Source organism: Brevibacterium siliguriense (assembly GCF_900105315.1).
Classification (GTDB): domain Bacteria; phylum Actinomycetota; class Actinomycetes; order Actinomycetales; family Brevibacteriaceae; genus Brevibacterium; species Brevibacterium siliguriense.
Window position 1 is genome coordinate 2126148 of sequence record NZ_LT629766.1, and the last position, 26795, is coordinate 2152942.

At 62.8% G+C, this 26795-nt stretch carries 19 protein-coding genes and 3 rRNA genes; 17 read left to right on the plus strand and 5 right to left on the minus strand.

All coding sequences use genetic code 11. From position 1 onward, the window contains the following. Window positions 1–273: 273 nt before the first annotated feature. The gene (locus BLU88_RS09410) at window positions 274–675 is read left to right on the plus strand and encodes a YccF domain-containing protein (protein WP_092012873.1); all 402 of its coding nucleotides are present in this window, start codon (window positions 274–276) and stop codon (window positions 673–675) included. A gap of 9 nt (window positions 676–684) precedes the next feature. On the opposite strand, the gene BLU88_RS09415 is transcribed toward BLU88_RS09410, so the two are convergent. Next, window positions 685–1527 (minus strand): formate/nitrite transporter family protein, encoded by an 843-nt coding sequence (locus tag BLU88_RS09415; RefSeq protein WP_092012876.1) that lies wholly within the window; start codon window positions 1525–1527, stop codon window positions 685–687. Window positions 1528–2161: 634 nt separating this feature from the next. On the opposite strand from BLU88_RS09415, the gene BLU88_RS09420 reads away from it, so the two are divergent. From BLU88_RS09420 to BLU88_RS09435, 4 genes are all read left to right on the plus strand, one after another. Continuing rightward, window positions 2162–3686 (plus strand): 16S ribosomal RNA (locus BLU88_RS09420). A gap of 417 nt (window positions 3687–4103) precedes the next feature. Beyond that, window positions 4104–7221 (plus strand): 23S ribosomal RNA (locus BLU88_RS09425). Window positions 7222–7419: 198 nt separating this feature from the next. Beyond that, window positions 7420–7538, plus strand: a 5S ribosomal RNA gene (gene rrf, locus BLU88_RS09430). Together the 16S, 23S and 5S rRNA genes form the textbook arrangement of a ribosomal RNA operon. A 70-nt stretch (window positions 7539–7608) precedes the next feature. Then, complete coding sequence (locus tag BLU88_RS09435) at window positions 7609–8001, plus strand: hypothetical protein (protein WP_092012879.1); 393 nt, start codon at window positions 7609–7611, stop codon at window positions 7999–8001. Between the two features lie 27 nt (window positions 8002–8028). Here the strand turns inward: BLU88_RS09435 and BLU88_RS09440 are convergent, their stop codons facing one another. Next, window positions 8029–8664, minus strand: a complete 636-nt coding sequence (locus BLU88_RS09440) for a hypothetical protein (RefSeq protein WP_092012882.1) — start codon at window positions 8662–8664, stop codon at window positions 8029–8031. Window positions 8665–8901: 237 nt separating this feature from the next. Between BLU88_RS09440 and BLU88_RS09445 the strand changes: the two genes are divergently transcribed. Then, complete coding sequence (locus tag BLU88_RS09445; RefSeq protein ID WP_092012885.1) at window positions 8902–10725, plus strand: BCCT family transporter; 1824 nt, start codon at window positions 8902–8904, stop codon at window positions 10723–10725. A gap of 176 nt (window positions 10726–10901) precedes the next feature. On the opposite strand, the gene BLU88_RS09450 is transcribed toward BLU88_RS09445, so the two are convergent. From BLU88_RS09450 to BLU88_RS09460, 3 genes are all read right to left on the minus strand, one after another. Then, window positions 10902–12464: a GMC family oxidoreductase gene (locus BLU88_RS09450; RefSeq protein ID WP_092012888.1), complete on the minus strand. Its 1563-nt coding sequence runs from the start codon at window positions 12462–12464 to the stop codon at window positions 10902–10904. A 48-nt stretch (window positions 12465–12512) separates the two neighbouring features. Next, window positions 12513–13991 carry an aldehyde dehydrogenase family protein gene (locus BLU88_RS09455; protein ID WP_092012892.1) on the minus strand — a complete coding sequence of 493 codons (1479 nt, stop codon included), beginning with the start codon at window positions 13989–13991 and terminating at the stop codon, window positions 12513–12515. A gap of 671 nt (window positions 13992–14662) precedes the next feature. Beyond that, window positions 14663–15085 (minus strand): hypothetical protein, encoded by a 423-nt coding sequence (locus BLU88_RS09460; protein WP_092012895.1) that lies wholly within the window; start codon window positions 15083–15085, stop codon window positions 14663–14665. Between the two features lie 180 nt (window positions 15086–15265). On the opposite strand from BLU88_RS09460, the gene BLU88_RS09465 reads away from it, so the two are divergent. Genes BLU88_RS09465 through BLU88_RS09515 form a run of 11 tightly spaced genes read left to right on the plus strand, consistent with a single transcriptional unit; the run spans window position 15266 to window position 26762 of the window. Continuing rightward, window positions 15266–16162: a hypothetical protein gene (locus BLU88_RS09465; protein WP_231939339.1), complete on the plus strand. Its 897-nt coding sequence runs from the start codon at window positions 15266–15268 to the stop codon at window positions 16160–16162. Next, on the plus strand, window positions 16159–17136 hold the full coding sequence (locus BLU88_RS09470; RefSeq protein WP_231939340.1) for an HAD-IIA family hydrolase: 978 nt from the start codon (window positions 16159–16161) through the stop codon (window positions 17134–17136). Before BLU88_RS09465 ends, BLU88_RS09470 begins: the two co-directional genes overlap by 4 nt. Continuing rightward, window positions 17133–17315, plus strand: a complete 183-nt coding sequence (locus tag BLU88_RS09475) for a hypothetical protein (RefSeq protein ID WP_092012898.1) — start codon at window positions 17133–17135, stop codon at window positions 17313–17315. The genes BLU88_RS09470 and BLU88_RS09475 overlap by 4 nt, the downstream gene beginning before the upstream one ends. Further along, entirely contained in the window at window positions 17312–18118 is an 807-nt protein-coding gene (locus tag BLU88_RS09480; RefSeq protein ID WP_092012901.1) for a TlyA family RNA methyltransferase, read from the plus strand. The genes BLU88_RS09475 and BLU88_RS09480 overlap by 4 nt, the downstream gene beginning before the upstream one ends. Beyond that, a complete protein-coding gene (locus BLU88_RS09485; protein WP_197678124.1) occupies window positions 18115–19056 on the plus strand; it encodes an NAD kinase in 942 nt (313 codons plus the stop codon). Before BLU88_RS09480 ends, BLU88_RS09485 begins: the two co-directional genes overlap by 4 nt. Then, window positions 19057–20760 (plus strand): DNA repair protein RecN, encoded by a 1704-nt coding sequence (gene recN / locus BLU88_RS09490; RefSeq protein WP_092012904.1) that lies wholly within the window; start codon window positions 19057–19059, stop codon window positions 20758–20760. A gap of 15 nt (window positions 20761–20775) precedes the next feature. After that, window positions 20776–22011 (plus strand): putative cytokinetic ring protein SteA, encoded by a 1236-nt coding sequence (gene steA / locus BLU88_RS09495; protein ID WP_092012907.1) that lies wholly within the window; start codon window positions 20776–20778, stop codon window positions 22009–22011. Continuing rightward, a complete protein-coding gene (locus tag BLU88_RS09500; RefSeq protein ID WP_092012910.1) occupies window positions 22008–23000 on the plus strand; it encodes a copper transporter in 993 nt (330 codons plus the stop codon). Before steA ends, BLU88_RS09500 begins: the two co-directional genes overlap by 4 nt. Beyond that, window positions 22997–23863 carry a hypothetical protein gene (locus BLU88_RS09505; protein ID WP_092012913.1) on the plus strand — a complete coding sequence of 289 codons (867 nt, stop codon included), beginning with the start codon at window positions 22997–22999 and terminating at the stop codon, window positions 23861–23863. The genes BLU88_RS09500 and BLU88_RS09505 overlap by 4 nt, the downstream gene beginning before the upstream one ends. Next, a complete protein-coding gene (gene murJ, locus BLU88_RS09510; RefSeq protein ID WP_092012916.1) occupies window positions 23860–25599 on the plus strand; it encodes a murein biosynthesis integral membrane protein MurJ in 1740 nt (579 codons plus the stop codon). The genes BLU88_RS09505 and murJ overlap by 4 nt, the downstream gene beginning before the upstream one ends. Continuing rightward, window positions 25596–26762: a glycosyltransferase family 4 protein gene (locus BLU88_RS09515; protein ID WP_092012918.1), complete on the plus strand. Its 1167-nt coding sequence runs from the start codon at window positions 25596–25598 to the stop codon at window positions 26760–26762. Before murJ ends, BLU88_RS09515 begins: the two co-directional genes overlap by 4 nt. Window positions 26763–26795: the final 33 nt, after the last annotated feature.

Genomic DNA, 26795 nt, shown 5'->3' on the forward strand with positions numbered 1-26795 from the left:
TGTGAGGGCGCGGCATTGTTGTCTCGAGACGACTGTGCACGTGCAACAACGGGAGGCCTTGTCATCGTCGAATACAAAAGGATGCGTTGTAGAGCGAGCTCCGGCAGCGGCATGGCGGCCAAGGGAATGCGATCAATCAGTGTGTGCTCCGGCGTGCGGTCAACCGGACCAGCGGTGTATGGCCATCACCATGGAAAAGCATGCGGCCATCGAGCAGACTGGCAGATGACGGACAACCGAACGAACACCGACTGACGAACGCACGAGGAGATCATGCGCACCCTGCTCAACATCATCTGGTTCATCTTCTCCGGGCTCTGGCTGGCACTCGGATACTGGGCCGCCGGCATCATCGCCTGCATCTTCATCGTCACCATCCCCTGGGGCATCGCATCCTTCCGGATCGGCAACTATGCACTGTGGCCCTTCGGGCGCGAGGTCATCGAGACCCGTCCGGCAGGGGTGGCGACAACCCTGGGCAACATCATCTGGCTCATTGTCGCCGGCATCTGGCTGGCCATCGGCCACGTCGTCACCTCGATCCCGCTGTTCATCTCGATCATCGGCATCCCGCTCGGCTGGGCGAACATCAAGCTCATACCCGTATCGCTCATGCCGCTCGGCAAACAGATCGTCGACAGCGACCGGCTGATGCCCGGCTACCGCGGAGCCTGAGTCAACGACTCAAGCGCTCTGCTCCTCGAGTTCCTCGAGCGAGATGCGGCCTCTGCGCACTGCCCAGAGCACGCGGCGCGTGCGAATGATTCGGGGCAAGGTGATGATCAGCAGGCCACCGAGCATGTTGAACGGGATTACGATTGCGAACCACTGCAGGAAATCGAGGATCGAAATGTCTGCGCCCGTCATCATGGCGGCGACGATGACGATCGCATTGATGGCTCCGTGCAGCATGCTGACCCCGATGACCAGCAGACCGGTGATCATGCAGACGACCGCTTTGACGACGTCGTTCTGTGTTCCCTGCTGCATCCGTGTCGACAATGTGATCGTCGCGCCGGCCAGAAGAGAGAGGGCGAGCATGACGAGGAGCGAAGACTGGTTGATATACCCGAGCGCCATATCCGCAATCGTCTTGTGGTAACCGGGGAGGGCAACGACGATGAGCCAGGCGAAGACCGCGCCACCGACCAGGTTCGTCACGAGAGTCACCGACCAAAGTCGAAAGACCTGGATCCAACTCGCTTGCCCGGCGATCACCGCGTTGATCGGCAACAGGAACTCCTCGGTGAAGAGCTCAGAATGCGCGAGCTTCAATGCCAACAGTCCGATGCCGAACGCCATCCCGGCGAGGATCGTCGACCCGGTCGCCTGCTTGACGAGGACCATGGCCAAGATGCCGAGCCCGACATCGATGCCGCCGAAGAGTCCGGTGACGATGAGTTCCGGCCACTTCCGGTTGAGCCGCTTTGCACCTTCTGAGACGGTATTGGCCGCCTCGTCGATGAGGGCGTCTTCGAGATCGAGGTCGTTGCGGCCAAGCCGTTCTCGCTGCTCTTTCTGAGTCATCCCGTCAGTGTAGGGGCATGGGCGGGCCGAAACGCTGGGAATCACCTGCACAGTGAGGGCAATCGGCTCCCGCCGACCAGAGCCCAACGGGATTCAGGAACGGTGCAGCCGTGCCCTCGGAAGTGGGCGGGAAACAGGGCTTCTGAAGACGGTGACGGGTGTCACAGCGGATTTTCCGCTTTCGAGTTGCACGGCTGGTCTGGGGTGGTCTAGAGTTATATCTCGTTGCCCCGCCGGAAACACCGTCACTGAGACAGGGTTTCTACCGGGTCTGACCAGGACAAACACGGTTTGATCCGGGGGTCAGAACATCGGGTGGGCAGCGGAAAATGAAACTGATACCCCCAGTGAACATGCTGTTTTTTGTGTGGTGTGGTGATGGGTGTGTGTTTGTGGTTTGAGAATCCAATAGCGTGTTTGTTTGAACAAGTTGTGATGCCAGAACATGTATTTTTCTGGTGAGACAATCACCTGATCGAACATGGTTCACCCTGGTGTGGGTGGTTCTTCGCTGAACCGTCCGCATGTGGTGGGGTGGTCTTCGTGTTTGGTTGGGAGTATTTTTTGGTCAACTGCGATCACCCCGTGGTCGTGTGTTGGCTGTCTTGCTGGGATTCATTCGTAACATAATTTTTTTATGGAGAGTTTGATCCTGGCTCAGGACGAACGCTGGCTGCGTGCTTAACACATGCAAGTCGAACGCTGAAGCCGGGTGCTTGCACCTGGTGGATGAGTGGCGAACGGGTGAGTAACACGTGAGTAACCTGCCCCTGATTTCGGGATAAGCCTGGGAAACTGGGTCTAATACCGGATATGACCATCTGACGCATGTTGGGTGGTGGAAAGTTTTTCGATTGGGGATGGGCTCGCGGCCTATCAGCTTGTTGGTGGGGTAATGGCCTACCAAGGCGACGACGGGTAGCCGGCCTGAGAGGGCGACCGGCCACACTGGGACTGAGACACGGCCCAGACTCCTACGGGAGGCAGCAGTGGGGAATATTGCACAATGGGGGAAACCCTGATGCAGCGACGCAGCGTGCGGGATGACGGCCTTCGGGTTGTAAACCGCTTTCAGCAGGGAAGAAGCGAAAGTGACGGTACCTGCAGAAGAAGTACCGGCTAACTACGTGCCAGCAGCCGCGGTAATACGTAGGGTACGAGCGTTGTCCGGAATTATTGGGCGTAAAGAGCTCGTAGGTGGTTGGTCACGTCTGCTGTGGAAACGCAACGCTTAACGTTGCGCGTGCAGTGGGTACGGGCTGACTAGAGTGCAGTAGGGGAGTCTGGAATTCCTGGTGTAGCGGTGAAATGCGCAGATATCAGGAGGAACACCGGTGGCGAAGGCGGGACTCTGGGCTGTAACTGACACTGAGGAGCGAAAGCATGGGGAGCGAACAGGATTAGATACCCTGGTAGTCCATGCCGTAAACGTTGGGCACTAGGTGTGGGGGGCATTCCACGTTCTCCGCGCCGTAGCTAACGCATTAAGTGCCCCGCCTGGGGAGTACGGTCGCAAGGCTAAAACTCAAAGGAATTGACGGGGGCCCGCACAAGCGGCGGAGCATGCGGATTAATTCGATGCAACGCGAAGAACCTTACCAAGGCTTGACATACACTGGACCGTTCTGGAAACAGTTCTTCTCTTTGGAGCTGGTGTACAGGTGGTGCATGGTTGTCGTCAGCTCGTGTCGTGAGATGTTGGGTTAAGTCCCGCAACGAGCGCAACCCTCGTTCTATGTTGCCAGCACGTGATGGTGGGAACTCATAGGAGACTGCCGGGGTCAACTCGGAGGAAGGTGGGGATGACGTCAAATCATCATGCCCTTTATGTCTTGGGCTTCACGCATGCTACAATGGCTGGTACAGAGAGAGGCGAACCCGTGAGGGTAAGCGAATCCCTTAAAGCCAGTCTCAGTTCGGATCGTAGTCTGCAATTCGACTACGTGAAGTCGGAGTCGCTAGTAATCGCAGATCAGCAACGCTGCGGTGAATACGTTCCCGGGCCTTGTACACACCGCCCGTCAAGTCACGAAAGTCGGTAACACCCGAAGCCGGTGTCCCAACCCTTGTGGAGGGGGCCGTCTAAGGTGGGACTGGTGATTGGGACTAAGTCGTAACAAGGTAGCCGTACCGGAAGGTGCGGCTGGATCACCTCCTTTCTAAGGAGCATACATAGGAACCCCAATGAACCGGCCGTGCGTGTTGGTGTTGGGTGCTCAAGGGTGGAACATCACTTCTTCCGCTCATACCTTCCAGCGTTGTCCGGTGACTGCCGTGTCGACGTTGATTGTTGTATGGGCTAGAACGGACACGTTATTGGGTCCTGGAATCACAAACCCCGCACAGTAGGTGTGGGTGTGGTTTCAACCAACAGGACCAACCCGACTACCGGGCGGCGGCGTGAAGCGGTTGTGTGGTGGTGGGTGTTTGGTAGTGGTTTGAGAATCGTATAGTGGACGCGAGCATCAAATAACACGTGAGTGTTGTTTATGTAATGTGATTTTTCTTGTCATCATCTAGTGAAGGTGAATGAAACAATTTTTCGCGCGCACGTCAGCCAGTCCCTGTGAGGGGTTGGGTGAGTGTGTAAGAGCGCATGGTGGATGCCTTGGCATCAGGAGCCGATGAAGGACGTGGAAATCTGCGATAAGCCTCGGGGAGCCGATAAACAGGCGTTGATCCGAGGATGTCCGAATGGGGAAACCCCGCCACTCGTGAGGGTGGTGACCCGTGTCTGAATATATAGGGCATGTGGGGGGAACGCGGGGAAGTGAAACATCTCAGTACCCGCAGGAAGAGAAAATAACAATGATTCCGGGAGTAGTGGCGAGCGAAACTGGATGAGCCTAAACCTTGTCAGTGTCAAGCGTGCTGGTTTTGCTGGCGGGGTGTTGTGGGGTGTGCATGGTCTGGTTCAGCATGGCTGGTCTGTGATGTGTGTTGGTGTAGTCGAACCTGGTGGGAAACAGGACCGGAGTGGGTGAGAGTCCCGTAGACGAAACGTCAGCCTGTCGCAGTGTGTGCGTTGCCCGAGTAGCACGGAACTCGTGGAATTTCGTGTGAATCTGCCAGGACCACCTGGTAAGGCTAAATACTTCCTGATGACCGATAGCGGATGAGTACCGTGAGGGAATGGTGAAAAGTACCCCGGGAGGGGAGTGAAAGAGTACCTGAAACCATGTGCTTACAATCCGTCAGAGCAGTATCTTGATGACTGTGATGGCGTGCCTTTTGAAGAATGAGCCTGCGAGTTAGCGGTGCGTGGCGAGGTTAACCCGTGTGGGGTAGCCGTAGCGAAAGCGAGTCCGAAGAGGGCGATTCTAGTCGCGTGTCCTAGACCCGAAGCGGAGTGATCTAGCCATGGGCAGGGTGAAGCGTGTGTAAGAGCGCGTGGAGGCCCGCACCCACTTCAGTTGAAAATGGAGGGGATGACCTGTGGTTAGGGGTGAAAGGCCAATCAAACTCTGTGATAGCTGGTTCTCCCCGAAATGCATTTAGGTGCAGCGTTGCGTGGTTCTTGCTGGAGGTAGAGCTACTGGATGGCTGATGGGCCCTACCGGGTTACTGACGTCAACTAAACTCCGAATGCCAGTCAAGGTTCAGCGTGGCAGTGAGACAGTGGGGGATAAGCTTCATTGTCGAGAGGGAAACAGCCCAGACCATCAACTAAGGCCCCTAAGCGTGTGCTCAGTGGGAAAGGATGTTCAGTTGCGAAGACAACCAGGAGGTTGGCTTAGAAGCAGCCATCCTTGAAAGAGTGCGTAATAGCTCACTGGTCAAGTGATTGAGCGCCGATAATGTAGCGGGGCTAAGTACACCGCCGAAGTTGTGGCAGCATCACGTATAGCCGTAATGGTGTGGTGTTGGGTAGGGGAGCGTCGAGTTGCTGGTGAAGCTGCCGTGTGAACGAGTGGTGGAGGCGATTCGAGTGAGAATGCAGGCATGAGTAGCGAAAGACGGGTGAGAAACCCGTCCACCGGATGACCAAGGGTTCCAGGGCTAGGCTAATCCGCCCTGGGTAAGTCGGGACCTAAGGCGAGGCCGACAGGCGTAGTCGATGGACAACCAGTTGATATTCTGGTACCGACACACAACCGACAGTACCAAAACACATGAAACTAACCCTGTGATGATCCCGTCAGGCCTTCGGGTCTGTGGTTGGGTTTGAGTGGGGGACCTGAGTGTGGAGTCGGTAAGCGTGAGGTGTGACGCAGAAAGGTAGCCAGGCCGTGCGATGGTAGTCACGGTCTAAGGTTGTAGCACGTGGGGGTAGGTAAATCCGTCCCCACACAGAGTGTGAGAGCTGATGGGCGCCCCACATGGGTGGGGTGATCTGGTGATCCTCTGCTGCCGAGAAAAGCATCGACGTGAGGGTGTGTGTTGCCCGTACCCTATAACCGACACAGGTGGTCGAGTAGAGAATACTAAGGTGATCGAGAGAATCGTGGTTAAGGAACTCGGCAAAATGCCCCCGTAACTTCGGGAGAAGGGGGACCATCCCGGTGAACTCACCATGCGTGGGGATGTGCTGGTGGTGGTCGCAGAGGCCAGAGAGAAGCGACTGTTTATTAAAAACACAGGTCCGTGCGAAGATGTAAGTCGATGTATACGGACTGACGCCTGCCCGGTGCTGGAAGGTTAAGAGGACCTGTTAACTCGTAAGGGTGAAGCGGAGAATTTAAGCCCCAGTAAACGGCGGTGGTAACTATAACCATCCTAAGGTAGCGAAATTCCTTGTCGGGTAAGTTCCGACCTGCACGAATGGCGTAACGACTTCTCTGCTGTCTCAACCACGAACTCGGCGAAATTGCATTACGAGTAAAGATGCTCGTTACGCGCAGCAGGACGGAAAGACCCCGAGACCTTCACTATAGTTTGGTATTGGGATTCGGTGTGGTTTGTGTAGGATAGGTGGAAGACGTAGAGGCCCTGACGCTAGTTGGGGTGGAGTCGATCGGTGAAATACCACTCTGACCATAGTGGATTCCTGAACTTCGGACCCTGATCGGGTTCAGGGACAGTGCCTGATGGGTAGTTTAACTGGGGCGGTTGCCTCCTAAAGAGTAACGGAGGCGCCCAAAGGTTCCCTCAGCCTGGTTGGCAATCAGGTGTCGAGTGTAAGTGCACAAGGGAGCTTGACTGTGAGACGGACGTGTCGAGCAGGAGCGAAAGCTGGGACTAGTGACCCGGCCATGGCTTGTGGAAGCGTGGTCGCTCAACGGATAAAAGGTACCTCGGGGATAACAGGCTGATCTTGCCCAAGAGTCCATATCGACGGCATGGTTTGGCACCTCGATGTCGGCTCGTCGCATCCTGGGGCTGGAGTCGGTCCCAAGGGTTGGGCTGTTCGCCCATTAAAGCGGTACGCGAGCTGGGTTTAGAACGTCGTGAGACAGTTCGGTCCCTATCCGCTGCGTGCGTAGGAAATTTGTGGAGGTCTGTCCTTAGTACGAGAGGACCGGGACGGACGAACCTCTGGTGTGCCAGTTGTTCCGCCAGGAGCATGGCTGGTTGGCTACGTTCGGGATGGATAACCGCTGAAAGCATCTAAGCGGGAAGCCGGCTCCGAGATGAGATTTCCAACTGACTGTTGTCAGGGGAGGTGTCCTATAGATGATGGGGTTGATAGGCCGGGTATGGAAGCACTGTGAGGTGTGGAGTTGACTGGTACTAATACACCGATCACTCATCAACCACTTTCTTTTTGTTGGGGTTGGTGTGTGTGCGAGTTTGTTTTGTGAGTAGTCTTTTCTAGTTGTGGCTGGAAGAGTTCATGCCCCGTTGTGGGTGTGCATGTTGCATAGGTTTTTTGGTGTTCGCGTTCGCTGTGCGGTTCTTGGACCATTACCGCTGATGACCTTGTGTGGGGTTGTGGTGGTGGTTTGTTGGTTTTGCGGTGGTGATAGTGGTGGGGAAACGCCCGGTTAACCGTTCCGATCCCGGTAGCTAAGCCCATTCGCGCTGATGGTACTGCAACTTGGTGGTTGTGGGAGAGTAAGTGACTGCCGCAATATTCTTTTTGGGGTGATGGCCTCGTCCAGTTTTTGGGCGGGGCCATCACTGTATTCACGAACGGAAACAATGACGACGACAATCGACACTCTCAGTGCTGAACTCGCGCGTGACGGCGAGGTCACGATCGGCTTCAATCGGACTAAGCAGTTTCTGCGCAATCCTGTCGGATTGTTGGGATGGCGCCGGTCGGGCCCGCCTGCTCCGCAAGTGATCGTCAACGACTTCGGTCTGTGGGCCGCTTCCGACGGCTTCCCCGAGGGAGGCGTTCCTTGGGCCCGCATCCTCGAAGTGCACATCACCAAGGTGAACGTCAGCTCCTACATCGACGTGAGCATCAGAACTCCCGACACCCCTGACCGGCGAAGGACGCTGCGTCTGCCGCATATGCTCACTGTCGATCCGGAAGATCTGGCCAAATGGATCGTCATGGAACTGATGGAGCGGGGCAACCCCATCTGATCTGGGCGGCCGTCGTCCAGGTATCTGTCACTGCCAGACTGCCGGGCTTGAGCCGACCGCGAGCTGGAGACTCGTCCTCGACCTCAAATGCTTGTCGACGGGTGTGTGCCATGTCGCGATGAAGTTGTCCGCTGTGCTGGATGCAAGTGAATAGCGACATCCGAAAAGACAGCTAGGGAGAGACCGCATGAACGCACCAACCATCATCTGGATCGTCGTCGCCATCGTCGTGGTCCTGATCATCGTCGGATCATCATCGCAGTCAGCCGCAGCGCGTCTGCGAAGAAACGTGAACGGCAGAGGGAAGCAGCCGAACGGCTGGACTCTGAGGCCGCGAAGCGCGAAGAAGCGGTCAAAGCCGAACGTCTCGAACACGAGCGCAAACTGCAACGTGCCGACGAACTGGATCCTGATACGCCACAGAACTCGGGGGACTCCCGCCGTGCTGTTGATTCGCCGCAGTTTGGTACCCGAGATGCTGACGTTCAGCGTCAGCCGGACGGCGCACAAGATGGATTCCGTCCGGCTGAGCCCATTCAGCGCAACGCTCCCCGTCCTGAACAGCCTGTCGAAGAGGATGCAGCGCGACCCGATCCCTACGGTCAGAACGATCGGCGGATGGATCCGATTGATGACAGAGGGAGCGAGGGCGCTCCGAAACACTGACGCACGTTAAGACTGGCTGACACGAGACGGTGCTCGAACCACACACGGTTCGGGCACCGTATCGTGTATTTCGCTCTTCCAGGAACCGCAGACGAACGGGATGAGCATTGGGCGGGCCCTCTTCGCGAGGGGTTTGCTTCGAGCAAAACGACACGGATTCGTGTCAACCGATTCTGTTGAAAACGTTAGATGCTTCTGTAGTGTGTACGGCAACATCCCTACGGAAGGTACGCCATGCTCGATAAGCTGCACGACGCACTGAAACTGCGGACCAATCCGGCCATCTTCTTCTCCTCCGCGGCCGTGATCATCATCTTCGTCCTCGGGACGATCTTTTTCACCGATCAGCTCGACGCCGGCGTCTCGGTCGCCTCGGACTGGCTGCTGACGAACCTCGGCTGGTTCTACATCCTCGGCGTCACCGTCTTCGTGGCGTTCCTCATCTACATAGCGGCCTCCCGCTACGGACGTGCGAAACTCGGACCCGACGACGAACCGCCGGAGCACTCCAACGGCGCCTGGTTCGCCATGCTCTTCGCAGCCGGCATCGGCTCGATCCTCATGTTCTGGGGTGTCGCCGAACCCGTCAGCCACTTCGGCGATCCACCTCGCGCATCTCTTGGAATCGAAGCGGGAACGCCCGCCGCTGCGGTCGACGCCATGAACTTCACGTACTATCACTTCACCCTGCACACCTGGGCGATCTTCACTCTGCCCGCGCTGTGCTTCGCCTACTTCATCCACAAGAGGAACCTGCCGCCGCGCGTGAGCTCTATCTTCCAGCCCATCCTCGGTGAGAGGATCCACGGACCCATCGGCAAGACGATCGACGTCGTCGCCATCATCGGCACCGTCTTCGGCATCGCCGTATCGATCGGCCTGGGCACACTGCAGATCAACGGCGGACTCGCGCAGGTCATCGGCATTCCCGAGAACGCCCTGTGGCAGCTGATCATCATCGGCGTTGTCTGCGGGCTGGCCACGATCTCGGTCTCGCTCGGCCTCGACAAGGGCATCAAGGTCCTGTCGAACATCAACATCGTCATGGCGGTGCTGCTGCTCATCTTCATCGTCGTCTTCGGCCCGACCCTGTTCATGGCCAAGGGCGTCTTCGAATCCCTCGGCACCTATGTCCAGCAGCTGCCCGAACTCGCGCTGTGGAACGACACGTTCGCCAACACCGGCTGGCAGAACACCTGGACGGTCTTCTACTGGGCCTGGACGATCACCTGGTCGCCGTTCGTCGGCATCTTCATCGCCCGCATCTCCCGCGGACGCACCATCCGCCAGTTCGTTATCGGCGTGCTTGCCGTTCCCTCCGCCTTCTCGATCCTGTGGTTCGGCATCTTCGGATATGCCTCATTCGACATCGAGCTCAATCAGGGTGGAGGACTGGTCGACCGGGTCGTCGACCAGGGCGACATCCCCGGTGCGCTGTTCGCGTTCCTCGACCATTATCCGCTGGCCGGTCCGATATCGGTGATCGCGATCGTCCTTGTGGTCATCTTCTTCGTCACCTCGGTGGATTCCGCAGCTCTCGTCGTCGACACGATGAACAACGGCCACGAGGACTTCAACCCGCTGCCGCAGCGAATCTTCTGGGCCCTGGCCGTCGCCGTCGTCACCGCTGCGCTGCTGGTGTTCTCCGGCACCGGCGGTCTCGAGGCTCTGCAGTCGACGATCATCCTCGTCGGTCTGCCGTTCTTCATCATCGCGTACTTCCAGATCTACGCCCTCATGCGCGCCCTGCGTGAGGACGCAGGCGTTCTGCCGCGTGTGCGCATGCGCCGCTGGAAGAAGGTCCTGCCGCCCGAAGAGGTCGAACGCCGACAAGGCGGGGACGAACAGTTCGGTCACGAATACGACGACGATGAGGACGTCGTCACCGAACCCGAGGCGGTCGAACCGGCACCCGAGTTCCGCGACCCGTATATCGAATCAGCCCGCGAGAAGAAGGGCCGGCGTGAAGGGACGCTGGCCAGTCGCACCGGCAGCCGTTCAGGCAGCTCGAGCCAAGGCAAGGGCGGCGGCCCAGGACAGGACGACGACGCCGACTGAGGCGGTTCACCTGACCCGGACTGATCAGCCCGATCGTCGCGACCCGGCATGACGAAGGGGCGCTGCGATCGCAGCGCCCCCTTCGTCGTTTCGGTTCTGGGCCGAAGGTCCCGCTCAGGTCATAGATTCAGCGCAGGGCCGCCTCGGCGAACTGAGCATCGGACGACCAGGTCGGATCACTGACCGTTCTTGATCATCTCCGCGCACTTCTCACCCATCATCATCACGGTGATGTTCGGGTTGACCGTGGTGATCTCCGGCATCGCCGAGGCGTCGACGACGCGCAGGCGGTTGACGCCCTTGACCCGCAGCTGCGGATCCAGGGGCGACATCTCGTCATTGTGAGCACCCATGCGCACCGTGCCGACCGGGTGGTAGACGGTGTTGTGGGTGCGGGTGATGTAGTCGGCGATCTGCTCGTCGGTCTGGACCTCCTTGCCGGGGAACAGCTCCTCACCGGCCCATTCGGCCATGGCGTCCTGGGACACGATCTCGCGGGCCTTCTTGATGCCGGCGACCATGACGCGCATGTCGTGGCCTTCCGGATCGGTGAAATAGCGGGGATCGACCTTCGGCTTGTCACGGAAGTCCTTCGAGCGCAGGCGCACGGTGCCGCGCGACTTCGCATGAGTGACGTTCGGGGTGAGGCAGAAGGAATTCTCCGAGGTCTTGTAGCCCTGGCGCAGGGTGTGCATATCGAAAGGCACCGAACCGTAGTGCATCATCAGGTCGGGACGGTCGAGCCCGTCCTCGGTGGGGGAGAAGATGCCGATCTCCCACCACTGGGTGGAATCCTCGACCATCGGCTTCTTGGCCTCCCACGAGATGACGCCCTCCGGGTGATCGCCCAGGTGCTCGCCGACTCCCGGGGAGTCGACGCGGGATTCGATGCCGACTTCGGCAAGGTGGTCCTTCGGGCCGATGCCCGAGAGCATGAGCAGCTGCGGGGTGTTGATGGCACCGGAGGAGACGATGACTTCCTTCTTCGCCTCGATCCGGTTGGTCTTGCCGAAGGCGTTGTTGACCACGAGCACGGCCGTGCAGTTGTCGTTCTCGTCGAACTCGAGCTCCTTGGCCTGAGTATCGGTGAGGATCGTGAGGTTCTCACGGTCGAGGACCGGGTGGAGGTAGGACACCGAGGAGGACGACCGGGTGCCGTCGTCCTTGCGGTTGACCTGGAAGAAGTTCGCACCGTTGATGACGGTCTGGCCCTCGTTGAACTGCACGCGGGGGATGCCGGCCTGCTCGCAGGCGTCGAGCAGCGCGATGCCGCAGGGGTCCACCGGGGGCACATTCATCAGCCTGACCGGGCCGTCATGTCCGTGGTGGTCGCCGGGCAGCTCATTGTTCTCGAGCTTCTTGTACAGACCGAAGGTGTCCTTCGACCCCCATCCGGCTGCGCCGTGCTTGTTCTCCCATTCGTCGAGATCCTCGCGCGGGGCCCAGAAGGCGATGCACGAATTGTGGGAGGAGCAGCCGCCGAGCACCTTGGCGCGGGCGTGGCGCATGTGCGAGTTGCCGTTCTCCTGCTCTTCGATCGGGTAGTCCCAGTCGTAGCCGGATTCGAGGAGCTCCATCCAGCGGTTGAGCTGGAGGACGACGTCCTTGTCCGTGTCGGTGGGGCCGGCTTCGAGGAGTCCGACGGTGACCTCGGGGTCCTCGCTCAGCCGGGCTGCGACCGCTGCGCCGGCGGAACCTCCGCCGACGACGACGTAGTCAAAGCTATGAGTAGTCTTCACTGTTCATCTCTCCTTGTACTGAGGTATGCGTCTTCAGACCGCGACTGATCACTTGGTGTGGTCGGGGAACCAGCCGGTGACTGCCGGTTCGAGGTTGTGGTAGATGTGCTTGGCTTCCTGGTACTCGGCCAGACCCGTGGGTCCGAGCTCGCGACCGAAGCCGGACTGCTTGTAGCCGCCCCATTCGGCCTGCGGCAGGTAGGGGTGGAAGTCGTTGATCCAGATGGTGCCGTGGCGCAGACGCTGAGCGACCAGCTGGGTCTTGCCCGCATCCTGGCTCCACACGGCTCCAGCCAGACCGTAGTAGGTGTCGTTGGCGATCTCGACGGCCTCGTCCACGGTGGAGAAGGTCTCGACGGTGACGACAGGGCCGAAGGCCTCATCGGAGACGACGGACATTCCGCGCTTGACCTGGTCGAGCACGGTCGGCAGGTAGTAGAAGCCGTCGGCCAGATCACCTTCACCGAACTTGCCGCCGCAGCGCAGACGCGCACCTTCGGCCACACCCTTCTCGACGTAGGCATGCACCTTGTCGCGGTGAGCTTCGGAAATGAGGGGACCGGTCTCTGCGTTGTCATCGAAGGGCCCGCCGAGGCGGATCTGCTCGGCACGCTCGACGAGGCGGTTGACGAACTCCTCGGCGATGGATTCCTCGACGATGAGTCGGGCACCGGCCGAGCACACCTGACCGGAGTGGACGAAAGCGCCGTTGAGCGCATTGTCCAGAGCCGCCTCGAAGTCGGCATCGGCGAAGATGACGTTGGGGTTCTTGCCGCCGAGTTCGAGGGCGATCTTCTTGATCGTGTCCGCAGCATTGCGTGCCAGCAGACGACCGGTGACGAGTCCGCCGGTGAACGAGACCATGTCGATGTCCTCGTGCGTCGACAGCGGGGCACCGGCATCGGCACCCGCACCGAGGATGAGGTTGCCGACTCCGGCCGGCAGACCGAGCTCCTCGAGGACCTGCATCGTCAGGATCGCGGTGTGCGGGGTGAGTTCGGCAGGTTTGAGGACGAAGGCGTTGCCGGCGGCGATGGCCGGGGCGATCTTCCACGCGGCCTGCAGCAGCGGGTAGTTCCATGGGGTGATGAGCGCGCAGACACCGATGGGCTCGTGCACGATCTTCGAGGCCACGGTGTCCGTTCCGGCGTCGACGACCCGACCGGCATCGTTTCCGGCGAGTTTGCCGAAGTAGTCGAAGCAGTTCGCGATGTCGTCCATGTCGATCTGCGATTCGACGAAGCGCTTGCCGGTGTCCAGGGACTCGGCTTTCGCGAATTCGTCCTTGCGCTCACGCAGCACGGCGGCGAACTTCAGCAGCAGGTCGCCGCGTTCGCTGGCGGGAACCGACGACCAGACGCCGGAGTCGAAGGCCCGGCGGGCGGCTTTGATCGCCAGCTCGGTGTCCGCGGGGCTGGCTTCGTCCACCTCGGCGACAAAGCTGCCGTCGGCGGGGTTGTGGATCTTCCGGGTTCCACCGTTGACGGCTGAAACCCACTGTCCGTCGATGAAGAGTGTGTTCGGCACGATTTCTCCTTTTCCTAGCGGGTGAACGGTTGTGAGATCTGAAGGTCCGAAGGCGCGGTCGCAGCACAGGAGCCTACGGTGTCACGGAGTTTCCCGATGGCCGCGGAACTGCCGTCTGGCCGCGATGTGAACTGCTTCGGCGGCATTCATTCAGATGCTTCCGGCAATCACAATAGGCGAACTCGTGGGCCGGATGCGCAATTCGATGATGCTGGTCACAGAGGCAAGTGAAGTTGGTCATCGTGCGGGAGTGAATGACAGCTGCATCGCGGGACCGACAGGTAAGAGGGCCGGAAATTCTGATCGTGGAATCGCGGAGACATCCGTCATCCGCATAATGAGCTTCCACGTCAGATGTCATTCATCCCCTAGTGTCGAGGCAGCGCGGACATCCGCTGCCGCCGAACTTCTTCGATTGCCGTCGGCCATTCCCCTGGATTCGCCTTGATTCTAACAGAGCGGTGAGGCGGTGACCTGGGCATCGGTTCGCAGAACGACGGGCACAGTGAGGGGGAGAAGCGGGGTGTTGACGTGTCCCCGCCCACACGGCGATGAAGCGGTGAGTGGACTAGAATAGAGCGGAACACCGAAAAGACTTCATAGGGAGAATCGTGGCCCAAGGGGATTCGCGAGACAGCCAGGACAACCGCCGCGCAGATGGCGGTCACCGCTCAGATCGCGGCAGCAATCGCAACCGTCGACCGGACAACCGGGACAGCCGTGGGCCACGCCATTCCGACCGCCGAGGCGGCTACCAGGGCAATCGCCGCAATGACGATGACCGCAGGGGCGGGTACAGGCAGAACCGTCGTAACGACGATGACCGTCGTGGTAGCTACCGAGGCAACCGTCGGAATGACGACGATCGTCAGGGCGGGTTCAACCGCGACCGCCGAGAGGGTGACGACCGTCGTGGTGGCTACCAGGGCAACCGTCGCAACGACGACAATCGCCGAGGTGGCTACGGACGGAACCGTCGCAACGACGATGACCGTCGAGGTGGTTTCAATCGGGATCGCCGCGACGGTGACGATCGCCGGGGCGGATACCGCGGAAACCGACGCGACGACAACCGCGGAGGGCGCGGCGGCCACGGTCGCAACGACAATGATCGTCGTGCGTCACGCAAGACCGATACCGGTGACTACGCACGCGATCAGCGCGCGCGCCGTCCGCGTATTCAGGAACCCGAGATCCCCGAAGGCGTCACCGGTCGCGAACTCGACAAAGAGATCTCGTCACAGCTGCGTTCGCTTGATAAAGAGAACGCCGTCATGGTCGCCAAGCATCTCGTCGCCGCCGGCGGGCTGCTCGACCTCGACCCGGAACGTGCCCACGAACACGCCAAGGCCGCCATGGCTCGCGCCGGTCGTGTCGCCGTCGTCCGCGAAGCACTCGGCATCGCCGCGTACTACGTGGAGAACTACGACGAAGCCGTCCGCGAACTGCGCACCCACCGTCGCATCTCCGGCTCGAACGACAACATCGCGCTGATCGCCGACGCCGAACGCGGCCGCGGAAAGCCCGAGAAGGCCCTCGAGCTGCTGAAGAACTCCGAGGAACTCGACCTCGACAACGACACCCGCACCGAACTCGTCATCGTCGCGGCCGGAGCCAAGTCCGACCTCGACGACATCGCCGGCGCGCGCCGACTCATCGAAGCCGAAGACTTCACACAGAAGCCCAGCGGCGGACTCGTCCGACTCATGGCCGCCTACGCCGAGGTGCTGCGCATCGACGGCGAAACCGAGCTCGCCGATAAGTACGAAGAGCTCTCCCGCCGGACCGCGAAGGCGACTGGCACCCTCTTCGGCGACGAGATGCCGGACCTCAACGCCGGCGTCGAGATCGAAACCGTCGAAGAGGTCGAAGACGAGCACGCAGCCCCCGAGAACGACTCCTCCGAAGAGGCCGACGAGCTCCAGGCAGAGGCGGACTCTTCCGAGGAAGCCGACGCAGAGACCGAAGCTCCGGCCGCAGCTCCGAAGTCGAAGACGCATGTCTCGGCGAAGGAACTGAAGTCGGTCAAGGTCACCGACGACGAGATCGAAGCCGAACTCGACGAGATCATTGCCGATGCCGAAGCAGGGTCTGATGCCGTCGCAGAATCTGATTGCGACGCAGTTTCCGACTCCGACGCAACCCCCGCCGAGGCAGACGGAGACCAGTGACACTGACCGCCGAACAGGACAACACAGCAGATGGGTGCCTGCCCGAGTCTCAGGGCACGCCCATCGATTGTGTCCTGTTCGACCTCGACGGAGTCGTCTACCACGGCAACCACGCCATCGACGGTGCCGCCGACGGAATCAACTGGCTCCACTCGCAGTCGATTCCGGTCAACTACGTTACGAACAACGCCACCCGCACTGCCGCTGCCACCGCTGAGAAGATCACCGGAATGGGAGTCCACGCCTCCGCTGATGAGGTGACCACCTCGGCGCAGGTACTCGCCGAACGCCTGGCAGAACGGTTCGGCCCCGGCACCCGCGTCCACCTCCTCGGCACCACCGGGCTGCGCATCGCTCTCGAAGAAGCAGGTCTCGAGATCACCGACTCACTCGATGCGAAACCCGTCGCCGTCGCCCAAGGACTCGACCCGGAGATCGACTACGCGAAGATCGTCCGCGCCTGCGACATCATCCGCTCCGGCGCCGAATGGTGGGCGAGCAACCCCGACTTCTCCCTCCTGACCGAAACCGGGAAAGTCCCCGGCAATGGTGCCTTCGTCGAGCTCATCGCCCGACTCACCGACACCACCCCCGTCATCGTCGGCAAACCCGCCCCGCACATGATGGACTTCGCGGCCGGCCGCCTCGGTGCGCATCGCCCGCTCATGGTCGGCGATCGACTCAACACCGATATCGAAGGCGGCCGTGCCGCCGGAATCGACACGGCACTCGTCCTCACCGGAATCCACGACATCCACGATGCCCTGCGCGCGGGACCCGAGCGCCGCCCGACCTTCATCCTGCCGAATCTGCGCGGACTCGACGCCCTCATCACCGGCACCGACCGTGGCGATTCGGCCCGGATCGAAGGCGAACTCCGCCGAGCCTGGGCGTCGATCGACGCAGGGGAGACCGACGCCGAGGCGGTCCTGGCCGAAGGACGCCTGCCCCGCCGAATCGAGGAGGACTCATGAGCGAGACCCCGACACCCGGCCCGACCTCAAGCCCGACACCCGCCTCGGTGAGCGGTGACGTGCCGGTCGAGAACTGGCGGGCCAGCCTCGCCGAAGCCAGAGAGGCACCGGCCGCCGAGCGCCACGAACACCTGAACTCTCTGCTGGGTGACCTCGACGCGCAGGTGGGCTCCTTGTGAGCAGACTCGACCGGGCACTCGTCGACCGCGGACTGCTGAACTCCCGCTCCCGGGCCGCCCGCGAAATCGCGGCCGGCCGCGTCAGTGTCAACGGCCGCACCGCGGCCAAAGCCTCTCAAGATGTGAAAGCCACTGACGACGTCACCGTCACCGAACCCGATCCCTGGGTCGCCCGCAGCGCCCACAAACTCCTCGGTGCGCTCGAGGCTTTCGACCTCACCGACCGACTGAACGGACTGACCGCCCTCGACGCGGGAGCCTCCACCGGGGGCTTCACTCAAGTCCTCCTCACCCGCGGAGTCGGCGAAGTCTGGGCCGTCGACGTCGGTCACGACCAACTGGCGCCGATCCTCCGCGACGACCCGCGCGTGCACGTCCGCGAAGGACTCAACCTCCGCGACCTCGCCGACTCCGACGTGCCCGAAGTCGACCTCGTCGTCGCCGACGTCTCCTTCATCTCCCTGCGCCTGCTCATCGGCCCGCTGCTGGCCGCCACTGCCGCAGGCGGAGAGCTCCTCCTCATGGTCAAACCCCAATTCGAGCTGGCACGAGCATCCCTGGACAAACACGGAGTCGTCACCAGCCGAGAGAAGCGCCGCCGCGCCATCGACTCCGTCCTCGACGCAGTGACCGAACACGCCGGACGCGTCACCGACATCGCACCCTCACCGCTGCCGGGTCCCAGCGGGAACCGAGAGTACTTCCTGCGTGTTCGCCCAGGCCGAACACATGACCAGTCCGATAGGCTCGACCAAGCAGACATCCCCGCCCACCTGGACGAAATGATGAGAGGAGAGTCGTGATCAGACATATCATGGTGCTGCTGCACCCCCAACGTGATGAGTCGGCCGTGGCCGCCGTCAGCGTGTTCAAGGCCCTCCTCGACGACGGAGTCACCCCCGTCGTCCTCTCTGACGAGATCGTCGGCATCCGCGCCCGACAGGCCGAAGCCGTCGACGACGAACCGATCCTCCACCACTGCATCATCATCGATCCCTCCGAACTGGGGGAGTGGAAGAACGCCTGCGAACTCGTCATCGTCTTGGGCGGCGACGGCACGATCCTGCGTGCCGCCGAACGTTTCCACGGCTCCGGCGCCCCGCTCATGGGCGTCAACCTCGGCCATGTCGGATTCCTCGCCGAAAGCGAGAAGGAAGACCTCGCCGAGGCGGTCCACCGTGCCTCCCAACGCGACTACTCCGTCGAGGAGCGGCTCGCCCTCGACGTGTCCGTATGGCACGAAGGCGAGAACATCTTCAATGCCTGGGCCCTCAACGAGGCGACCATCGAGAAGACCTCGAAGTCCCGGATGATCGACGTCGTCCTCGGTGTCGACGCCCGCCCCGTGTCCTCCTTCGGGTGCGACGGCGTCATCCTGGCCACCCCCACCGGCTCGACCGCGTACTCGTTCTCCGCCGGCGGACCCATCGTCTGGCCCGAGGTCGAAGCACTCATCCTCGTCCCGATCTCCGCCCACGCCCTGTTCTCCAAACCTCTGGTCGTCAACCCGGCCTCCCGCCTCGGCGTGGAGATCTCCCAGTCGAACCCCGAATTCTCAGCCGTGCTGTGGTGCGACGGCCGCCGAGCCCTCGAACTGCCGTCCGGGGCCCGTGTGGAAGCCACGCGTTCGAAATCCCCGATCCGGCTCGCCCGCCTGCACACCGGCCCGTTCACCGACCGACTCGTCGCGAAGTTCCGCCTGCCCGTCTCCGGCTGGCGAGGACCGATCAAGGAGGCCTGAATGATCTCCGAACTGCGCATCTCCCACCTCGGCGTCATCGCCGAAGCCGCCGTCGAACTCGATACCGGCTTCACCGTCGTCACCGGTGAGACCGGTGCGGGCAAGACCATGTTCGTCTCTGCCCTGTCCCTGCTCATGGGCCGCAAGGTCGGCTCCGGAGTCGTGCGCAAGGGCGCGGAGAAGGCCGAAGTCGAAGGCATCTTCACCGGTGTCGCCGAACCCGTGCGCGAACGGATCACCGATGCCGGCGGCAGCGCCGACGACGAAGCGATCATCTCGCGGACCGTGGCGCTCAAGGGCCGAGCCCGGGCCACGGCCGGCGGACGCACCGTGCCGATCTCCGTGCTCACCGACATCTCCTCGGACCTCATCACCCTCCACGGCCAGTCCGAACAGCTGCGCCTCAAGGGTGCCGCCCAACAGCGTCACCTCCTCGATGCCGCCGGCGGCACTGCTCTCGCCGAGGTGGCCGACCGTTATCGTGCCGCCTTCGAGAACTGGCGCGAGACCGAAGCCCGCGTCACTCGCATCAAAGATTCGACCGCCGCCCGCCGGGAACGCATCCTGTGGCTGCGCGGTTGCTTGGAGGCCATCGACAAGGTCCGTCCCGAACCCGGCGAGGACGAGACCCTGGCCGCGCAAGCGGCGAAGCTCGGTTCCGCTGCTGAGATCACCCGTGCCGTCGGTGCCGCGCACGACCTGCTGCTCGGTTCGGAGATCGACGATGCCGGAGCGGCCGTCGACCTCGTCCACCAGGCCATCAGCACCATTTCCGATGTCGAAGGCTCCGACAAGGAACTCGTCACCATTCGCGAAGCTCTCAACGACGCTGTGCTGCGCCTGTCGGACTCCGCCGCGGAGCTGTCGAACTACCTCTCCGGCTTCGACGAGCTCGGAGAGACCTCGCTGGAGGAGACCGAAGCACGGCGTGCGGAACTCGGGTCTCTGGCCCCCTACGGTCAGGACGTCGCCGAAGTCCTCGACTTCGAATCCCGATCGGCAGCGGAGCTGGCCGAACTCGAAGCCGAGGACCGCGACCTCGACGGACTCGATGCCGAGCTCACCGAGGCCCGCGAGACCATGGAGGCGGCCGCCTCGGCGCTCACCGAGATCCGCAGAGCCACCGCGGCGGAGTTCTCCCAAGCTGTCAGCGAAGAACTCGCCGCCCTGTCGATGCCGAAGGCCTCGGTCGCCTTCGAGATCTCCGAACGCGAACCCACCACCCACGGAGCCGACGAGGTCCGGCTGACCTTCGCCGCCCACGAATCCTCCATCCCCGATGACATCGCGAAGATCGCCAGTGGCGGTGAGCTCTCCCGCGTCATGCTCGCCATCGAAGTCGTCCGCGCCGCCAGCGAATCCATCCCCACGTACGTCTTCGACGAAGTCGACGCCGGAGTCGGCGGCAAGGCGGCCGTGGAGATCGGCCGCCGTCTGGCCAAGCTCGCCCGCAATGCTCAGGTCATCGTCGTCACCCACCTGCCCCAGGTCGCAGCCTGGGCCGACACCCATGTGACCATCGTCAAGGACGATGACGCGGAGACCGTTAGCTCGGGCGTACAGGAGCTGTCCGATGCCGAACGCGTCGTCGAACTCTCCCGCATGCTGGCAGGGATGGACGACTCCGCCTCGGCGAAGGCCCACGCGGCCGAACTGCTTGACAATGCACGGCAGGTCAAGGAGGCCGGCGTTGGCAGCAGATGAGAGAATGGGCGGACCATGAAAGTGCGCAGACACCGTGAGAACCTCACCGCACCGACTCGGTCCGGTCCCGCCCCTGCCCGCTTGGACCGACGCACGAAGAATCTGACGAAACGCCTCCAAGCAGGCGATATCGCCATCATCAAACACTCCGATATCGACCGCATCTCCGCCGAAGCTCTCGTCGCCTGCCGACCGGCCGCGGTGATCAATGCGGACAAATCGATCTCCGGCCGATATCCGAACCTCGGCCCGAGCATCATCGTCGACGCCGGCATCCCCCTCATCGACGCCGCCGGAGCGGAGATCTTCGACGCCGTCGATGAGAACGCCGAGATCTCCATCGAAGGCGACACCGTGTACGCGGGCGAGACCGAGGTGGCCACGGGAGTCCTGCAGACGGCCGAGACGATCGCCGAGGACATGCATGCCGCCGAGGCCGGAATGAACTCCGTGCTCGTGGACTTCATCGACAATACGATCGAATACATCCGCAAGGACTCCGACCTGCTCTCGGCCGAACTCGTCGTGCCCGAGGTGAAGACGAAGTTCACCGACCGGCATGTGCTCATCGTCGTCCGCGGGTACCACTACAAGGAGGACCTGGCGATGCTGGCCTCCTACATCCGCGAATACCGGCCGCTGCTCATCGGCGTCGACGGCGGAGCCGACGCCATCATCGAGGCGGGTTATCGACCGGACATGATCGTCGGGGACATGGACTCCGTGTCCGACACCGCCCTGACCTCGGGCGCCGAGATCGTCGTCCACGCCTATCGCGACGGCACCGCTCCGGGCACTGAACGCGTCGAAGCCCTCGGAGTCGAATGCGCGTCCTTCGCGGCCTCGGGCACGAGCGAAGACATCGCCATGCTGCTCGCCGATGACAAAGGCGCCGAGCTCATCGTCGCTGTAGGTACCCACGACACCGTCATGGAGTTCCTCGACAAAGGCCGCAAGGGCATGGCCTCGACGTTCATCACCCGACTGCGCGTGGGCTCGAAGCTCATCGACGCCAAGGGCGTGTCCCTGCTCTACCGGCAGCGCATCTCCAGCCTGCAGCTGGCCGTTCTCATCATCGCCGGACTCGTCGCCCTCGGTGTGGCGCTGACCGCGACCTCGGCCGGACAGACGTTCCTCGGCCTCATCGGCGCCCAACTCGACGGCCTCTTCGGCTGGATCGGCTCCCTCTTCGGCGGCGACCCTGCAGCATCGACCGAATCCGCCGGCCTCATCCAAGGACTGACCCCGTGATTGATTTCCGCTACCACCTCGTCTCCCTCGTCTCGGTGTTCCTCGCCCTCGCCGTCGGCATCGTCCTCGGTGCGGGACCGCTTAAGGAGCCGATCGGGGAGTCCCTGCAGAGCCAGGTCGACGCTCTGCGCTCGGACCGCGACAACCTGCGGTCGGATCTCGACGCGGCCAAGGGCAATATCGACAAGCAGAACGAATTCGTCACCGCCGCCGCTCCGGAACTCATCAACGGCACCCTCGACGGGCAGGAAGTGAGCATCATCGCCGCCCCCGAGGCGGACTCCGAGCAGGTCGAAGAGGTCAGCAACCGGGTCAAGGAAGCCGACGGCACCATCGCCGGCGACGTCTCGTTCGTGCCGAACACGCTCAGCCTCGCCGATTCCGCACAGTTCCTCAAGAAGCTGCGCAAGCTTGTGCCGAACCTGCCGAAGGACGACTCGACCGCGATCCGCGCCGCCCTCGTCATCGCCCTGACCGGCGACGCCTCGATGCTCGAAGACGAGGACGACCAGGCCGACGCGGAGAAGCAGGCCGCGAAGCTCTACGACGCCTTCGTCGAGGCCGACCGCCTGCGCACCGACACGGACCACAAGACGACCTCGCTGTTCATCGTCATCGACAATGAGAACTCGACCCTCGCCGAGGATACTCAGCCCAGCCCGCAGGCCAGCGACGACAAGGGCACCCGCACCCTCGTCACCGACTTCATCACCGCGCTCACCGCCGAAGCCACCTCGGTGGTCGTCGCCGGTGACGCCGGATCGGCACAGAACGGACTCGTCAACGTGCTGCGGTCGGAGAAATCCCGCGCCAGCACCGTCGACGGACTCGGCCTCGGTGCCGGCCCCGTCATCACCGTGCGGGCACTGGCGTCCGGAGAAGACGGAAGACACGGGCACTTCGGATTCGCCGAGGACGCCGAAAGCATCCTGCCGGGCAAGATCGAAGACAAGCCGTCCGATGACACGCAGAAGGGAGACGCGCAATGATCCGCTCCATCGTCAACACCGTCGTCGCCGGACTCGCCGGATACACCGCGACGAAGGCCGTGCTCAGATCACGGCTGCGCACCCATCAGAGCGTGGTGCGCACCAACCACGCCGGACACGACGTCTCGCTCGCCGAAGGCCCCGCCGTCGCGACGGGACTGCTGGCCGGCAGCCTGCTCATCGAAGATCCCCGCCAGCGGACGGCGACCCTGCTGGCCACGGCCGCGGCGGGCGGCCTCGGTGCCGTCGACGACTTCTGTGAATCCGGATCCTCCAAGGGCCTGCGCGGACATCTGTCGGCACTGGTCCGCGGGGAGATCACGACCGGCACGATCAAGGTCACCGGCATCCCGCTCGCATCGATCGCGGCCGCCGCGATCCTGCGCGGGCGCACCCGCCCGACCGGGTTCTTCGGATTCAGCCAGAAGGAAGACCGTCCCTGGTACGCGGCCACCGCGGATATCATCGTCACCGGGGGAGTGATCGCCGGATCGGCGAACCTGTTCAACCTCCTCGACCTGCGGCCCGGCAGGGCACTCAAGGCCGGAGCGCTCACCCTGGCCTTCACCGACCATGAACGCCGCGTGTCCTGGGCGCCCTCTGGTGCGATCGTCGGAGCCACGGCCGCCGCCTGGCCCGACGACCTCGCCGGGGACGCGATGCTCGGTGACACCGGAGCCAACGCCCTGGGCGCGGCGATCGGCGTGATTCTCGCCGAAACCGCCACCCCTGCACAACGACGCCTCATCCTCGCCGTCCTCGCCTGGCTCACCCTTGCCAGCGAGAAGGTCTCCTTCACCACCGTCATCGAATCGACCCCGGGACTGCGGGGGATCGACTCGTTCGGCCGCGAGGTCGTGTGAACAAGCTCGTTCGAGTCATCGCCTCCACGGCGCTGCTCGTATCGATCATCACTCTGCTGACCCGACTGGTCGGCTTCTTGCGCTGGCTGGTGTTCTCGGCAAATGTGGGCGCCGGCACTGTCGGCACCGCCTACCAGAGCGCCAACCAGGTCCCGAACATCCTCTTCGAGGTCGTCGCCGGCGGAGCCCTGGCCGGAGCGGTGATTCCGCTGCTCGCGGTGCCTCTGGCCAGATCGGACAGAGAGACCGCCGGACGCATCGCCTCGGGCCTGCTGACCTGGGCGATCAGCGTCACCCTGCCGCTGTCGATCCTGCTGGCCGTGTTCGCCCCGCAGATCGCGAGGATCCTCGTCGATACGACGACCAGCGCCGCGGGAGTGCAGGCGACCGTGGAGCTGCTGCTCATGTTCTCCCCGCAGCTCGTCCTCTACGGAATCGGCGCCGTCCTCACCGGAGTGCTGCAGGCTCACCGTAGATTCCTGTGGCCGGCATTCGCCCCGCTGCTGTCCAGCCTCGTCGTCATCGGCAGCTATATCGCGTACAGCACCGTCGGCGGCAGCGACGACACCTGGCAGACCCACTTGGGCTGGCTCGGCTGGGGCACCACAATCGGCGTCGCGGCCCTCGCTCTGCCACTGGCCCTGCCGATGGCTTCGACCGGTCTGAAGCTGCGCCCCACGTTCTCCTTCCCGCCCGGAGTCGCCCACCGTGCGCTGCGCTTGGCCGGCGCCGGAATGTCGGCCTTGCTGGCCCAGCAGGCAGCGGTGCTCGCGACCCTGAGCCTCGCGAACCACTCAGGCGGGGACGGCACGCTCGTCCTCTTCAGCTACATCAACGCCGTCTACCTCCTGCCCTACGCCGTGCTCGCAGTGACCGTAGCGACCGTGATCTTCCCGACCCTCTCAACCTGGGTGGGGCGATCCACCGACCCCGAGGCGACCGAACACAGACGCGCGGAAGCCGGGGCCCGGATGCGATCCGTGACCTCGACGACGACCGCGCTCATCATCGCCGTCGGAGGACTGGGCACGGTCATCCTGCTCTCTGCGGCAGGCCCCCTGCAGACCTTCTTCATTGCCATCGACGCCGAAAGCACATCCGCCGCTCCCTTCGACTCGATGGCACCGGCGATCATGGTCATGGCCCTGGCCGTGCCCGGGTGGTGCTTCGTCGCCTGGGGTACCCGCGTCTTCTACGCGCTCGAACGCTCCCGGCACTCAGCGGCTGCCTCGACGACAGGCTGGATCCTCGTCATCGTCGGGATGATCGGGGCCATCCTCGTGACGAATGCGAACGGGAATCCGGGACTGACCCTCATCTGCATCTGCAGCGGCTATGCCTTGGGCATGACGGTGGCCGGAGTGTTCCTGCTCGTGAACATGCGCCGCGTCCTCGGTCCCGCGGGACTCGCCCTCGTCGGGCGTCGGTCTCTGCTCGCACTCGGAGCCGTTCTCGTCGCAGGCACCGCCGGAGTCGTCACATCGCAGTGGTTCGGAGGACTCTTCGACAACTCCGCGAGCTCGGCCGTCATCGCGGGCATCGTCTCAGCACTCATCGGCTGTGCGGTCTTCGGCCTCATCGTGCTCATCGCCGATCGCGGCTTCCTCGGCGAAGTCCGCAGTCTGCTCGCTGACCGCAATCGGGCCGGCGTCAACGACGAAACGACAGTCCAGGCGGCCGGCACGCACAATAGAGACAACGGATCCAGCGACACCGACAGGGAGGAAGACTCATGAGAATCGTCTTCACCATCGGCACCTCGACCGGGGGAGTCGGCACCCATGTGCACGCACTCGCCCGTGACCTCGCCGCCGCCGGGCACGAGATCGGCGTCATCGGACCGGCTGCCACCGACGAACACTTCGGCTTCTCCCTGCTGCCCGGAGTCCGGTTCGGCGTCCTCGAGCTCGGCACCGGAATCGGGGCCTCCGACGCCGCTCTCATCCGGAGGCAGCGCACACTGCTGCGCAGCTTCTCCCCACAGATCGTCCACGCCCACGGCTTCCGGGCGGGGCTCATCACCCTGCTGACCCAGCGCACGCTGCGGACCCGACCGAAATTCGTCCTCAGCCTCCACAACCAGGCCAGCGGCCAGGGACTGCGCGGTCGCGTCGAAACCCGGGTCGAGACGATGCTCGCCCGCGGAGCCGACCTCGTCCTCGGCGCCAGCACCGACCTCGTCGATCGTGCCCGCGAGCTCGGCGCACAGTCCGCCCGGTTCGTCCCCGCCGCCGCTCCCGCGGTGACGCCCGTGTCCGCCGAGGCGGCCGCCGCTACCCGTGCGAGCCTGTCCGAGGAATTCGACTTCGATCCTGGGGCGCTCATCGTGCTCGCCGTGGGTCGCGTCGCCGGACAGAAGAACTACCCGATGTTCGTGCGCGGACTCGCTCGCCTCGGCGAGGGGAGTCGGCAGGGCGAGGGGAACCGGCAGGACGAGATCGTCGCCCTCATCGCCGGTGCCGCCGACCAAGAGGTGCTAGCCGAAGTCCGCGCTCAGTACGAGGAGGTCGCAGCCGCCTCGGCGATTCCCGCCCTGCATTTCCTCGGACCCCGCGACGACGTCGCTGAACTCGCGGCCGCCGCGGACATCTTCGCACTCACCAGCGTGTGGGAGGCCCGCGCCCTCGTGCTCCAGGAGGCACTGATGGCCGGCAAGGCGATCGTGGCCACCGCCACCGGCGGCAGCACTGAACTCGTCGGCGACGCCGGGGTGCTCATCGATCATGACGACGATGCCGCATTCGCCGCAGCTGTGGCCGAACTCGCCGTCGATCCCGCCCGTCGAGCCGAACTCGGGGCACGTGCCCGGGCACGTGGAGCCGAGCTTCCCGATGAGAGGGAAGTTGCCGAAGAACTCGCAGGTCTTTACACGGAACTCGTGTCTGCCCAGGTAGGCTAGAACCAGCGTCGAACGAAAGAAGAGGATGAGGAA